Source organism: Chryseobacterium nakagawai, assembly GCF_900637665.1.
Taxonomy (GTDB): domain Bacteria; phylum Bacteroidota; class Bacteroidia; order Flavobacteriales; family Weeksellaceae; genus Chryseobacterium; species Chryseobacterium nakagawai.
Genome location: NZ_LR134386.1, coordinates 1,690,485 through 1,704,634, shown reverse-complemented (window position 1 = coordinate 1,704,634; position 14,150 = coordinate 1,690,485). Strand labels below are relative to the sequence as shown.

Genomic DNA, 14,150 nt, shown 5'->3' with positions numbered 1-14,150 from the left:
CGATCTAAATTATTTTGAGTGCTAAATATAAAATATTAAATTTGATGTTATTTTTTCTACATGAAGGATATCCCTGTTAGAAATATTAATCAACAAGATGAGCCACAACTTTCCAGTAGTTATTCTATTAGGGATATCGCACCGTTGCTTGCCGAGAATGATATGGTGCAAGAACTCCACAGGCACGACTTCTTTTATATTTTAATAATAAAGAAAGGATCTGGTGAACATGAGATAGATTTCACCCATTATAATATACAAGAACATACAGTTTTTGTCATGCGCCCCGGACAGGTACACCGTCTTAGTTTGAAAATAAAAGGAACAGGCTATCTTATTCAGTTCAAAACTGATTTTCTGTATTCACACAATAGTGCCTCACAAAATCATTTGACAAAACTGATACAATACAACAGGTATCAACTCGAACCAGGAGGGTTTACAAAAATTGAGAACATCGTATTAAATGCATTGAAGGAATACTCCGAAAAAGAAAAAGGATATCAGGAAGTCCTGAAAGCCAACCTGAGCATATTTCTGATCGAACTGCTTCGACAAAGACAGGATAAAGTAACAACACCAGTTGCAAGTACTCCATACATACAGGAAAAATTAGAGCAATTTCTAGAGTTGATTGAGACAAATATTACCACACATAAGCAAGTGTCGCAGTATGCTGATTGGCTCTATCTATCTCCCTATCAATTAAGTACAATCACTAAATCCCTATTAAATAAAACCCCATCCGAAGTTATTAACGACTCTATTATTCTTGAAGCTAAACGTCAACTATTAGCCACATCCAACCAGATCAGTCAGATTGCATATAACCTGGGCTATGAGGACCCTTCCTACTTTACCCGTTTTTTTAAAAAACATACAACAGTATCTCCCGAAATGTACAGGCAGAACTTCAGATAAGTCCTATTGATTCTCATTTTTGTCCTAATCAAATGGTTGAGTATAAAGTAATTTTGTTCAACAAAATTACCTCAAAGGAAAACCATATGAAAACAACCATCATCTTATTTTTTAAATTGCTATTACTATTTGTAGCAACGGTTATATCTGCTCAGACAAAGCAAAAAGAAGTTCTGACCCTAGGAACATTCCATTTTGCGTTCCATAATCGGGATGTGAAGAAAGTCGATCAAAATGACCAGATAGATGTTCTTGATAAAAAGTATCAGGATGAAATTCATACAATAGTACAAAAGATTTTAAAATTTAGACCCACCATTATTGCAGTTGAAGTAGATCCTGCATTACAACCTACAATAGATTCGTTATACCAATGCTATCTGGAAGGCAATTACGAACTTAACCGTGAAGAGTACCAACAAATTGGTTTTAGAACTGCCAAAAAATTAAATTTAAAAAAAATCTACTGTGTTAACGATTGGGGACATTACTACAAAAACATCGATAGTCTTTTGGCTAATGATGCAAACGTACGAAAAAAATTCAATGAATTCTTTTATAAAAATCCTGATACGTCACTTATTCATTATTCAAAGGATATTTTTAAGACCAAAGGTATAATTGCTCAACTTAAGGAACTCAATAATCCGAAGAACTTAAAAAAGGATTTGGGTAATTATTTAGTAGGTACGTTTAAATACGAAACGGAAAGCAATCATTCATTTGGTGTAGATTTTACAACAGGTTGGTGGTTCAACAGGAATCTGAAAATTTTCCGTAACATCCAAAAAATAAATACTAATACATCGGATAAAATCCTAGTCATCTATGGTGCTGGGCATATGAATCTACTAAATATTTTCTTTAATTCTTCACCTGAGTATAAGTTGCAAAGAATAAATAAATATCTAAAATAACACATAAAAACCCCTCGTTATCCAAAACTAAAAAATAGTCCTATTCATTCTCAACTTTGTCCTAACTGTATGGTTTTCTGCCGAAGTAATTTTGCCTTGTAAATTTATTTCAAAAGAAAATCATTATGAAAACAAAAATGAAATTAATGGCATCATTAAAAATATGGCTAGCCATTTATCCATCAATCACGCTTTTTTTATTCCTTTTTGGTAAAGCATTAAATACATTCCCAATTTATCAACGAACATTCATCCTGACCATCGTGCTGGTTCCCTTTATTGTATTTATTGGAGTTCCTATTGTTGACTTTATCATACGCCAATTCAGCTCAAAAGATAATAAGTAAACATGCAATATAAAAATCACCACTAAAACTACATTAGATGGCTAACCAGAACAACTTAACACGACGGAAATTTATTAAGCAAGTTGGTTTTGGGATGTTTGCAATCACTTTTCCATTTCCTTTTAACAACTTTATTATGAAAACAAAGACGAAACAATTTGATGTAATTATCATTGGCGGAAGCTACTCAGGGCTTGCAGCAGCGATGGCATTAGGAAGGGCTCTGAAAGAAGTTCTGGTAGTCGACAGCGGTAAACCATGTAATTATCAAACTCCCTATTCTCATAATTTTTTAACTCAGGATGGTGAAATTCCGGCAATTATTGCAGGAATGGGCAAAAATGAGGTAAATGTATATAATACTGTAACTTTTACAGATGATTATGCAGTAAAAGGAGTAAAAACAGAAGATCTATTTAAGATAGAAACAGCCTCCGGAGAAAAGTATGCCGCTAAAAAACTAATTTTCGCCACAGGAATTAAAGACATAATGCCTGATATTCCTGGATTTTCAGAAAGTTGGGGAATTTCGGTGCTGCATTGTCCCTACTGTCATGGATATGAAGTACGTAATGAAAAAACAGGTATTCTAGGCAATGGTGATTATGCTTATGAACTTTCAAAAATGATCATTAATTGGACAAAAGATTTAACAATCTACACGAATGGAAAATCAACTTTAACCTTTGAACAAGTTCAAAAATTGAAATCTCACCACATACAGATTGTTGAAAAGGAAATCAAAAAACTTGATCATATCGACGGGCATATTCAAAATATTGTCTTTAATGACGATACGGTTTTACCACTTACCGCATTGTATTCTCCCCGTCCATTTATCCAACATTGCTCAATACCGGAAGCCCTAGGATGTGAAGTTACTGAAGATGGATATTTAAAAGTAAATGGATTCCAAGAAACATCTATTTATGGTATTTACGCTTCAGGCGATAATACTACCCGCATGAGAACCGTTGCCAATGCCGTTGCAATGGGTACTACTGCTGGAATGGCAGCCAGCAAAAAATTGATATTAGAACAATTCTAAACTCCATCCAAATTCAATTACTGTCATTTTAAGAAATGTCCTATTTAACTCAAATATTGTCCTAACATCGAGACAACATGGTAAAATACCTTTGTCAAAGGAAATTAAAACAAATTAATCTTTAAAAAATTATCGTTATGAAAATTATCATTGTGGGTGCAACAGGCACTATGGGAACACATTTAGTAAAAGCTCTAGAGAATGAGCATGAAGTAATTAAAGTTGCTTCAAAAGGAGGTGATGTCGCCGCCGACATTACTTCAACTGAATCAATTGAAAATATGTTCAAACAAGTGGGTCCGTTTGACGCATTAATTTCAACTGCCGGTCCAACGTTTGTAGGTCCGTGGAGCAAACTAAACAATGAGACCTTCAGAAATGGTGTTGAAGGTAAAATGATGGGGCAGATTAATCTCGTATTGATTGGTCAGAAATACATTAATCCGAAAGGATCATTTACATTAATTACTGGTGCATTAACTCATGAACCACAAGTGAATTTTGCAAATGCTTCCGCCGCTAACGGAGCTGTAGAAGGATTTGTAAGAGCTGCTTCTATCGAATTGGAAAACGGTATCCGTATTAATGCAGTAAGTCCTACAGTAATTGAAGATTCACCCCAATACTTCCCTTACTTCCCTGGAGAAATTCCAACGACAATGAGACAACTGGAATTTATGTTCAGAAAAAGTGTATTCGGAAAAGTAACCGGACATATTATCAAACCATAATAGCAAGAGCGAAAACCCGCAGGTCACTATATTATTAGTAGTGGACTGCGGTTGTTTATTCTTCAACCGATATACTGGATTCAAATATCTTTTAATCCGATATAAAAGTATAGAGTTTAAAAATTAAAATCAGCACCAACTTCTCCGCATTTCTTACAATGATTTATTAATGGAGGTGTAAAATAGTGAGGTGTAATACATAGAGACAATGAAAAAACATATAATTATAACTTTGTTAATAAGTTTGTTTGCAATTTCAAAAGCCCCGGCTCAAAACAAAATAAGCCTAGTACGCTACAATGATGATTTTACATCATTGAAAAATGATACTATTAAGAAGAAGTTAGATAATTTAAAATATATTAAACTAGACAACAATTATTTCATTTCGTTCGGAGGTGAATTACGAGAACAGTTCCAATATTATGACAATATCAATTTTGGTGATGTACCGCCAACCTATTCGAATACCGATGTTACACAACTTTGGCATCGTTTAATGTTACATACAGATATCGAGTTGGGCAAAAACTTTAGGTTTTTTATGCAACTGAATAATACGTCACGCTTTTTCAATAACAATCCGGTAGTTCCGGAAATTGAAGAGAACCAGTTGAGCTTACATCAGGCATTTGCCGAATTAAAACTTACAAATTGGAATTTCCGACTAGGATTTCAGGAAATTTATTTTGGAAATCATCGGGTAATTACCGTAAGAGAAGGTCCAAATACAAGACAGTCATTCGACGGGCTTACAGTTAAAAGAAAATTTCCAAACGGATCGCTTGATTTATTTGCAGTATCTAAAGTAATCTCAAAAAAATATGTATTTGATGATGAAAGCATGCATGACGGTCTTTTGGGAATATATGGAACACAATACCTTTCCAACAAAAAAATCGGATTAGATTATTATGTCATAAACTTTCAGTCAAGGGACAGGATGTATAATTATCAATCAGGATTTGAAAATCGTAATACATGTGGAATACGTTTATTTTCAAATTTTAAAAATGCTAATTTCGAATTTGAAGGGGCATATCAAACCGGAAAATTCAATGATCTTAAAATTGAAGCCTACAATATTTTAACAGATGTAAATGTAAATGTATTTCCTTCTAAGAAAGGAATCATAGGATTTGCAGCAAATTTAGCGTCCGGAGACGAAGATAACACCGACAATAAATTGAACACCTACAATCTTCTGTACGCAAAACCAGCATATGGTCTGGCGGCTCCTATTGGTGCGACAAACATGTTTAGTGTATATCCTTATATAAAAATAAATCCGGTTCAAAAGTTAAACATTTTAGCCGAGGCATTTTTCCTTGCAAGGAATAGCAATCAAGACGGTACATATTCTCCCGGTATGATCCAAAACAGACCAAGGGTAAACTCATTATTTAGCTCTAAGAAGAAAACGATGGGCCAGTATTATGTATTGGAAACCAATTATCAGCAAAATAGCAACCTTTCATTTGCTTTAGATGCTTCGTATTTTAAAGCAGGAAGTTATCCAAAAACGACAGGCGTTGGTGATGACATTCTGTATTTATCATTCAAAACCACATTAAAGTGGTAGCTGAAAAATTATCAAATAAACCACCTTTAATTGCAAGATTATGAAAATTACAATTTTAGACGATTACCAACATGTAATAGAAAAGCTTGACTGCTTTAAAATTTTGAAAGATCAGAACGTTGAGATTCTTCATAACACCGAAAAAAATGTAAAAATACTGGCAGAAAAGCTAAAAGACTCTGACATTATTGTTTTAACCCGCGAAAGAACTGCAATAAATGAAAAGCTAATTTCATTGCTGCCGAATTTGAAATTAATTAGTCAGACCGGGAAAATATCTAACCATCTAAATTTATCTGATTGCACAAAATATCAAATCGCTGTCGCTGAAGGAATAGGCTCCCCTATTGCACCGGCAGAATTAACATGGGCACTATTGCTTAATACCGTAAGGCAAATTCCAAATGCAATGGAAGAAATGAAAAATGGGAAATGGCAAACAAATATTGGCTCTACAATCCATGGAAAAACCATAGGAATATGGGGGTATGGAAAAATTGGTCAGCGCATTGCTCAATATGCCAAGGTTTTTGGCGCCAAAGTAATAGTTTGGGGAAGCGAATCGTCAAAAGCAAAAGCCATTGAACATGGTTTTAAGAAGGCAAATTCAAAAGAAGACTTTTTTAAAGATGCTGATATTGTGACACTACATCTTCGTCTAAATGAAAGTACATACGGCATAGTAAAAGAATCTGACTTACTGCAAATGAAAGATAATTCTATTTTGATTAATGCCGCCAGAGCAGAATTGATCGAAAAAGGAAAATTATTAAAGAGTTTAAAAGCCGGAAAACCGTCGTACGCAGGAGTGGACGTTTATGAAGAGGAACCAATCTATGATAAAAATTATGAATTACTTAAGCTCCCTAATGTAATTTGTACTCCTCATTTAGGATATGTTGAAAAAAGCAGTTACGAATTGTATTTTAGAAATGCATTTGAAAATGTCTTGAATTTCATAAATGGGAAACCAACAAACATTGCAAATCCAGAGGTATTAGAATCTTTGTAAAAAACGTTAAAAACTTATCAAAAATGGAAAAACAAGCAATAACATTCATAATCACAATGCTCAGTACTCTAATTTTTGCACAAACACAAGAACAAAAACTAGAACAATTAATGCAAGCATATTCAGCAACAGGTAAATTAAATGGTTCTGTACTCATTACCCAAAAAGGCAAAACTCTTCTTAATAAAGGTTATGGTTTAAGAGATGTTGCCGAAAATCTGCCTAATGATCCTAATGTGATTTTTCAGATTGGCTCTGTCACCAAACAATTTACCGCAACTGTTATTCTAAAATTACAGGAACAAAAGCAATTAAACATCCTTGATAAAATTAGTATGTACTTTCCTGACTATCCAAATGGTGACAAAATCAGAATTGAGCACTTATTAACCCACTCTTCGGGTATTTTCAACTATACTGATGACCGTGAATTTATGCAATCAAAAGCGATGAAGCCAATCACTCAAACAGATATGATAAACACATTCAAAAATAAGCCTTTGAAATTTGTGCCAGGCAGTGATTTTGAATATAGTAATTCAAATTATATTTTATTGGGGTATATTATTGAAATGATAACCAATAAGCCGTATGAGAAAGCTGTTGATCAGATGATTTTTAACCCGCTTAAAATGAGATCCTCTGGATTTGATTTCAATAAACTTCAAAAGGCAACCAAAGCAAAAGGTTATATTGTTTATGCCAAAGAAAATAGTAAGGAGTCGGATGAATTTGATGCTACTGTATCTTATGCTGCTGGTGGCATGTATACCACCACTTCCGATTTGAATAAATGGCTAACAGAATTATCATTCGGTAAAGTTATCTCTAAAGAATCCTATAAAAAAATGATAATGCCCTATAAAAATAAGTATGGGTATGGAAATTACATTAACAATTTTGAAGGGAAAACACTTGTTGCACATGGCGGACTCACATTTGGATATACTTCCTATGTAGGACGAATCATTGAAGATGATTTGAATATCATAATACTCAATAATATTCCAAATTATACAATCAACGACATAGCTAATGATATTTTAGCCATTCTATATAATAAGCCATACAAATTGCCTGAAATTTTGAAAGAAGTAACTGTTAACTCTGAAATCTTGAAAAGTTATATCGGAACATATCAAATTGCTCCACAGGTTGTTGTGAGCATTACTATTGAAAATGAACAGCTTTTTGGACAAGCAACTGGTCAGGCTAAAATTTTGCTTACTGCGAAGAATGAAGAGTCATTTTTTATTAAAGGAGCGAACGTATTAATTGATTTTAAAAAAGATACTTCAGGTAAAATTACGGGACTAATTTTAACGGATGGGGGTAAAGCAATCCCTGCTCAGAAAATAAATTAAAAATATTACAAGTAACTATGGAACAATTAAACATTCACATAAACAGGTTATTGATAAGACATCTTACAATAAGTGATTTAAAGGATTTTCATAAATATAGATCAAATCCTGAAGTAGTCAAATACCAAGGGTTTGACGTAATGAACTTGAATCAATTAAGGTCGTTTATAATTGACAACTCCTCGAAGTTTTTTGGTAAACCGGGGGAACGGGTACAATATGGAATTGAAAACATTAAAACTGGCAAAATAATTGGAGATTGTGCAATCAAACTCGATGCATCTGATGAAAGAATAGCAGAAATTGGAATTACAATATCACATTTGCAACAAAAAAAAGGTTTTGCTAAAGAGGCATTGCTAGGTATTTTGAAATTCTTATTTGAGACAAGGAATCTACATCGAATCGTAGAAATAGTTGATGCTGAAAATACCGCCTCAATAAATTTGCTAAAAAGTATCGGTTTTAAACAAGAAGGACATTTCATTGAAAACAGATTTTTCAAAGGTAAATGGGTAAATGAATACCAGTATGCGATGCTACAACGAGAATGGAATAGCAATAATTAAGAACCTCCCTCAGCATTCCTAAAAATCTTCCCACAGAAGCACTAAATCTTTACCATTCTAAAGACATTTACAATCATCAATAATATATTCCTTGTATTATAATTTTCTGTTCCACACTAAACGATAATAGTTACTTTTTTAAGAACTTCAGTTCTGTTATTCACAATTCAAATAAAATGTAGATTTCAAGTCTTTATAAATTCAACAAAACATAAAATACTAGTAACCAACACTTTAATAATTAACTCTTTCCATACTATGAGTTGTATTCAGTACTGTTATGTAATTCTCAACCTCAGTGGCAACACCTGCTTATTTCCTGAAACAGACAATCCGAAGGCTGCCCAATCGTCTGTAAAAGATATGATTCTTCTAAAGTAAGCTAATTACTGATAGGCATATCATGTATTACTGATTTAATTTATTTGAGTCAAATTAAATCATGGATAAAAGTGTTTGAAGATAAACTAGTTAAAGTTACATGCCAGGATTATTTAATGCTACAACTCTTTCTAAATCTTCTAGTAAATGTTTCGATATTTCTTCGGTTATGGGTACACGAGCTAAATAGCGCCAACTAAAGACAGTTGGCGCTATTTTTATTGTATTTGATAATTTTGAAAAATCAACTTACAAACTGATGTTTAATAAAAGTTTTATCGGGTACATTCCAATATAGTTGCCCACTAAAGTATTAGTGAGAAGTAACATCTGATGAAGTCGGTAGATTCTGATTCCAACCTCCACCAAGAGCTCTATATACCGCTACACTTGCCTTCAACTGATTAACTTTCTTTTCAACCAATTCAAATTTTGACTCCAGCGCATCACGTTGTGTCAAAAGCACTTCCATATAATCAGCACGGGCATATTTAAACAAATCATTAATGATTATGCTATTGAGGCTTTTCGGAACAATGGTATCGTCCCTATCTTAGCAAACCACTTCCATATCTTTTATCAGAATTTTAACAGGTATTTTCAAATCTGTCTGAATTTTAACCCGTAATGCCTCCAATGCAGAGGGTTCACCATGTACCAGCATAATCTGTCGGGGAGGATTATTATATTTTCTTATCCATTCTATCAGTTCAGATTGATCAGCATGGGCAGATAACCCTGTTAATTCTACTATTTTTGCTTTTACCGGATAATATTTTCCGTGAATTTTTAACTCATGAGATTCATTAAGCAATGCTCTTCCGCGAGTACCTTCTGCCTGAAATCCAACAATCAATACCGTATTCCTGCTATTTCCTATATCATGTTTTAAATATTCAAGCACACGTCCTCCGGTCAACATACCGCTTCCAGCAATAATTATTTTACTTTGCTTATCATGAACGATTTCCGTAGTATTTGCATATTCTCTGTTAATATGGATAGAATCAATAATCTCCAGCCACTTTTCTTTATCGACAGTAGTATTTTCTGCATATTCGACTATAATATCCGTTGCAGTGGCGGCCATAGGGCTATCCATTATTATTGGAAGATTATGAGGTATTCGATTTTGCTCTTTGAGCCGATAAAGAATATAAATAAGCTCCTGCGCTCTGCCAACAGCAAAACTTGGAATAATTACATTGCCGTGGTTATTAACAGTATAATTGATCCAATGCGCCAAACTATCATACAAATCGGTACTGTCATGAAGCCTGTCTCCGTAAGTTGATTCCATCACCAAAAAATCAGCTTTAGTAAAAAAATCAGGTGGAGCGAGAATAGCACTGTGGCTGCGCCCTATATCTCCTGAAAAAATAATGGTTTTATCAAAACATACAATTTCTACTGAACAAGCTCCAATGATATGAGCACAGGGCTTGAATCTGCATTGTATGTGATTACTTAACTGTATGCTGGTATTTTCCTTCACAGTAAAAAATTGTCTAAAAGATTTTTCAGCATCATTTATCGTATATAAGGGTTTTGCAGGATTATGCTTGGTATAGTGATGATAGTTTGCTTTTTCTGCATCCTCTTCCTGTAATTTTGCACTGTCAAGCAAGATTAATTTTGTCAATTCCTTCGTGGGTTCAGTCATATAAATTTTACCTTTAAAACCGTTTTTTACAAGAAGGGGAATATATCCGCAATGATCCAGATGAGCATGGGTAAGAATCACAACATCGAGTTCTGCTAAATCAATACTTAGCGGCTGCCAGTTTTGTTCACGAAGTGATTTTATCCCTTGAAACAATCCGCAATCGACCAATATGGTTAATTCAGAAGTTTTCAGTAAATGCTTGGATCCGGTAACCGTTCCCGCACCTCCAAGGGATTTTATAATCATTGTATCCATTTCTTTATTGTTATTAACCTGTTGCGCATTTGAAAATAATCTTGATCAAAAGAAATTGGAATACATTTTTAAATGAGCAATAGGTTTTATTAATTAATAGTGAAAAAAATCAACGTATTTTAATCTCTTTTACTTCTCTTTTATCCAGATTAGTTTTACTGATTGTAATATTTAACAATCCGTTTTTATAATTGGCTTTTATATGACCTAAAGTGATGTTTTCAGGGAGACGGAAACTGCGGGAAAATGAGGAAGCCGAAAACTCTTTTCTTACAAAATTTTCCTTTTCTTCTTTTTTCTCCACACTCTTTTCAGCGCTGATAATTAGCGATCCGTCTTCTACTGCTACCTTAAAATCTTTTTTCTTAAAGCCTGGAGCTGATACTCTGACTTTATAGACACCATTTCTGTCAATGATATTAATGGTAGGCTCCATTTTCATGGATTCATCTAAAAATCCGTCCTTATTCCAGAAATCTTCTATTACACGAGCCATTGGAGATTGAGTGGTTTTTTCTAAAGTTTTCATAATAAAATTATTTTAGTTTAACACTCCAAAGGTATTAGTGAAGCAGCATTCCGACCATGATTTCAGTTAGGGTTTCAAATGATCCTGATCACTATTTTCCCAATTATCTAAAGTTTCAATAATCAAGGAAGCGGCCACTTTCGGATCTGAGCATTTAAGAATTTTGTATTGTATTCCGGAATTTTTAATAATTGGTAAATCAATAAAAAACTCTTCCACTGATTTTAAAACGAGGTATGGAATTCCCAATGAAATAAGTTTTGGGATAAAACTATGTGAAAGTTGATTTTCCTGATTGATGATAATGACAGCATCTTTTGCCTCTGCAAAATGAACTGTATTTTCATTCAAAGGATCTGTGATGATGGTAATCTTGTGTGTCTTACGATTAGCCAACGCAAGAAGTTCTTTTTCTTCCTGATTTATATTATAAACTATCACTTTCATAATGTCTTTTGAATGATCAAATGTATTGAACCCATTAGAACTATTCAATGTATAAAATCATTATAAAAAGTGACAGATATTAGTTTTTTAATTTTTGAAGACGTGAAACGTCCAGTATTGTAATCTTGCCTGCATTTCTATCTATTAAATATTCTTCTTTAAAATCACTGAGAATTCTGCTTACTGTTTCAATAGCCATTCCAGCCATAGAAGCAAGGTTTTCTCTTGAAATTTCAAAATTTTCAGTTTGAGGATGTTTTGTATGAAGTTTAAGTAAGACTTCTGCCATTCTTTTTCTTACTGAAAAATAGGCAAGCTGCAATAGCTGCTCCTCATGACTGATAACATTTCCGGCAAGAATCTTAATAAATTTTTCTGCTACATCAGGATATTTGTAAAACAATTGGTCGATAACCTCTCTGGGAACTGAACATAGAGTGGCTTCTTCAAGAACTTCTGCAGTTTCTTTGTATTCCTTTCCAGCGAATAATGAGGTAATGCCAAAATAATCTTCGGCTCCATATACTCCTGTCATAAATTCCTTTCCATCTTCTGTCATTTTTGTTGTTTTTACAGAACCGGATATCATTAAATATACACTACTTGCAACATCTCCTTCATAATAAATAACCTGCTTTTTTTTAAAAGACTTAATTTTCTTTTCATTAAACGCTTTTTGCAACTCATCAAGTCCATGTGATGCCTGAAATAAATTGGTTATTTGAGTAAGATTGGAACTGTAAATATTTCTCTGTCGTTCCCTTTTTTTCAGACGGCTTTCTATAGCATTCAGAAGTTCTATATCATCATAAGGTTTTGTAAGGTAATCATCTGCTCCCATTTCTATCCCTTTCCTTATTTCAATCCTGTCTGCTTTTGCCGTTATAAAAATAAAAGGAATAAGTGCAGTATCTTCTCTTTTATTTAGAAGGTGCAGTACACCATAGCCATCAAGCTCCGGCATCATGATATCACACAGTATGACATCCGGAATATGTTTTATGGCCAGATCTATCCCCTGTTTACCATTTGAAGCTTGATATACTTGATAATTGGCAAGTTCAAGGATCTCAGAAGTACTTTCACGAATGTCCTCATTATCCTCTATAATCAGTATCTGTATTTTTTCCATCTCAACTCAATTGGAATATTATTATCAATTTTTAGGAAATGATAAAGTAAACTCAGTTCCTTTACCGAATGTGCTTTTGAAATGTATCTTTCCATCCATAAGTCTGACATAGCGGTCTACAATATTAAGACCTAAGCCGGTTCCGGGAATATTTCCTGTATTATGAGCGCGGAAAAATGGCTGAAAAAGAGCCGAATGATCTTCTTCAGGTATTCCTATTCCATTGTCCTTTACCGAAAATACATATTGATTTTCTTTTATTTCTGTGGAAAACTCAATCAGGGTATGTTCTCCGGAATATTTTATCGCATTACTCATCAGGTTCATCAGACAATTCTTCAATAAATTTTGATCTAAATTGATTTCACTTTCTGATCCCGTATGCTGGTAAATTATAATTTGATCTTCTTTGGTGATAAGCTGCATTTCTTCCGTTAGTTCTTCTGAAAACCTGATGACATCAAATAGGCAGTGATTAGGATGTACAATCCCTGCTTCCAGCTTTTCCAATGAAAGAAAATCATTGAGAATGCCGTTCAAACTAGCAATAGCGGTCTTTATTTTATGAAGGTGCTTTATGATCTGGAGACTGTCCGAAACCTGAAGGTATTTTTCTATCAAAATAACAGAAAGTTGCATAGAACTTAAAGGAGTACGAAACTCATGAGATGCCATTGATACGAAACGGCTTTTCATACGGTTGAGTTCTTTTTCTTTTTCCAGCGATATATTCGCTTCCTCCTTTGCCTCTTCGAGTTCATAAAGCATTTTTTTTAGCGATTTTGTACGATCTTCGACTAATTCTTCAAGCTCTATTGTATAATTTTTAAGAAACTCTTCCGCTTCCTTTTCTTTGGATAGATCATGGATAAATCCGGTATAAATAATTCTTTCCTGAAACTGAACCTCACTTACTGCAAGCCTGAAAGGAAATTGTGTACCATTTTTTCTTAAACCTTTTACTTCTCTTCCTTTTCCAATGATTTTTTTTTCGCCGGTAGTCTGATAATTGAGTAAATAACCATCATGCCGGCTCCTGTCCGGTTCCGGCATTAACACTGAAATATTTTTCCCGATTAATTCTTCTTCTTTGTAGCCAAATATTTTTAGTGCAGAGGGATTCAGGCTTTCTATCCTCCCCCTGTCATCAATGGTTATAATACCGTCAATAGCCGTTTCAATAATGGCTTGCAACAGTTTGGCACTTTCCATAGTTATCGTATTATGCAGCCATATAAAGTTATACATT

Annotated in this window: 14 protein-coding genes and 1 pseudogene; 9 read left to right on the top strand and 6 right to left on the bottom strand. The window is 33.8% G+C overall.

What is annotated here, in order from left to right; all coding sequences use genetic code 11:
• Positions 1–60: 60 nt before the first annotated feature.
• The 9 genes from EL260_RS07840 (at position 61) to EL260_RS07800 (ending at position 8,491) form a co-directional block, all read left to right on the top strand.
• Positions 61–921, top strand: a complete 861-nt coding sequence (locus tag EL260_RS07840) for a helix-turn-helix domain-containing protein (RefSeq protein WP_123859624.1) — start codon at positions 61–63, stop codon at positions 919–921.
• An 86-nt stretch (positions 922–1,007) separates the two neighbouring features.
• A complete protein-coding gene (locus EL260_RS07835; RefSeq protein WP_198418061.1) occupies positions 1,008–1,838 on the top strand; it encodes a DUF5694 domain-containing protein in 831 nt (276 codons plus the stop codon).
• A gap of 125 nt (positions 1,839–1,963) precedes the next feature.
• Positions 1,964–2,185 (top strand): hypothetical protein, encoded by a 222-nt coding sequence (locus EL260_RS07830; protein WP_123859623.1) that lies wholly within the window; start codon positions 1,964–1,966, stop codon positions 2,183–2,185.
• Positions 2,186–2,321: 136 nt separating this feature from the next.
• A complete protein-coding gene (locus EL260_RS07825) occupies positions 2,322–3,233 on the top strand; it encodes an NAD(P)/FAD-dependent oxidoreductase (RefSeq protein WP_123859622.1) in 912 nt (303 codons plus the stop codon).
• Positions 3,234–3,370: 137 nt separating this feature from the next.
• The gene (locus EL260_RS07820; protein ID WP_123859621.1) at positions 3,371–3,964 is read left to right on the top strand and encodes a short chain dehydrogenase; all 594 of its coding nucleotides are present in this window, start codon (positions 3,371–3,373) and stop codon (positions 3,962–3,964) included.
• A 208-nt stretch (positions 3,965–4,172) separates the two neighbouring features.
• Positions 4,173–5,546 (top strand): alginate export family protein, encoded by a 1,374-nt coding sequence (locus tag EL260_RS07815; RefSeq protein WP_123859620.1) that lies wholly within the window; start codon positions 4,173–4,175, stop codon positions 5,544–5,546.
• Between the two features lie 40 nt (positions 5,547–5,586).
• Positions 5,587–6,558, top strand: coding sequence for a D-2-hydroxyacid dehydrogenase family protein (locus EL260_RS07810; RefSeq protein WP_123859619.1), 972 nt, complete (start codon positions 5,587–5,589; stop codon positions 6,556–6,558).
• Between the two features lie 23 nt (positions 6,559–6,581).
• A complete protein-coding gene (locus tag EL260_RS07805) occupies positions 6,582–7,922 on the top strand; it encodes a serine hydrolase (RefSeq protein ID WP_123859618.1) in 1,341 nt (446 codons plus the stop codon).
• A gap of 17 nt (positions 7,923–7,939) precedes the next feature.
• On the top strand, positions 7,940–8,491 hold the full coding sequence (locus EL260_RS07800; RefSeq protein WP_123859617.1) for a GNAT family N-acetyltransferase: 552 nt from the start codon (positions 7,940–7,942) through the stop codon (positions 8,489–8,491).
• A gap of 694 nt (positions 8,492–9,185) precedes the next feature.
• Here EL260_RS07800 and EL260_RS07795 read toward each other — a convergent pair.
• From EL260_RS07795 to EL260_RS07770, 6 genes and pseudogenes are all read right to left on the bottom strand, one after another.
• Positions 9,186–9,383: pseudogene (locus EL260_RS07795) on the bottom strand (TolC family protein); the annotation flags it as partial.
• A gap of 42 nt (positions 9,384–9,425) precedes the next feature.
• Positions 9,426–10,793: an MBL fold metallo-hydrolase RNA specificity domain-containing protein gene (locus EL260_RS07790; RefSeq protein ID WP_123859616.1), complete on the bottom strand. Its 1,368-nt coding sequence runs from the start codon at positions 10,791–10,793 to the stop codon at positions 9,426–9,428.
• 109 nt (positions 10,794–10,902) lie between these two features.
• Positions 10,903–11,322 carry an Hsp20/alpha crystallin family protein gene (locus tag EL260_RS07785; protein ID WP_123859615.1) on the bottom strand — a complete coding sequence of 140 codons (420 nt, stop codon included), beginning with the start codon at positions 11,320–11,322 and terminating at the stop codon, positions 10,903–10,905.
• A gap of 66 nt (positions 11,323–11,388) precedes the next feature.
• Positions 11,389–11,769, bottom strand: a complete 381-nt coding sequence (locus tag EL260_RS07780; RefSeq protein ID WP_228445365.1) for a Rossmann-fold NAD(P)-binding domain-containing protein — start codon at positions 11,767–11,769, stop codon at positions 11,389–11,391.
• A gap of 79 nt (positions 11,770–11,848) precedes the next feature.
• Positions 11,849–12,901 (bottom strand): response regulator, encoded by a 1,053-nt coding sequence (locus EL260_RS07775; protein ID WP_123859613.1) that lies wholly within the window; start codon positions 12,899–12,901, stop codon positions 11,849–11,851.
• A 24-nt stretch (positions 12,902–12,925) separates the two neighbouring features.
• The gene (locus EL260_RS07770; RefSeq protein ID WP_123859612.1) at positions 12,926–14,113 is read right to left on the bottom strand and encodes a PAS domain-containing sensor histidine kinase; all 1,188 of its coding nucleotides are present in this window, start codon (positions 14,111–14,113) and stop codon (positions 12,926–12,928) included.
• Positions 14,114–14,150: the final 37 nt, after the last annotated feature.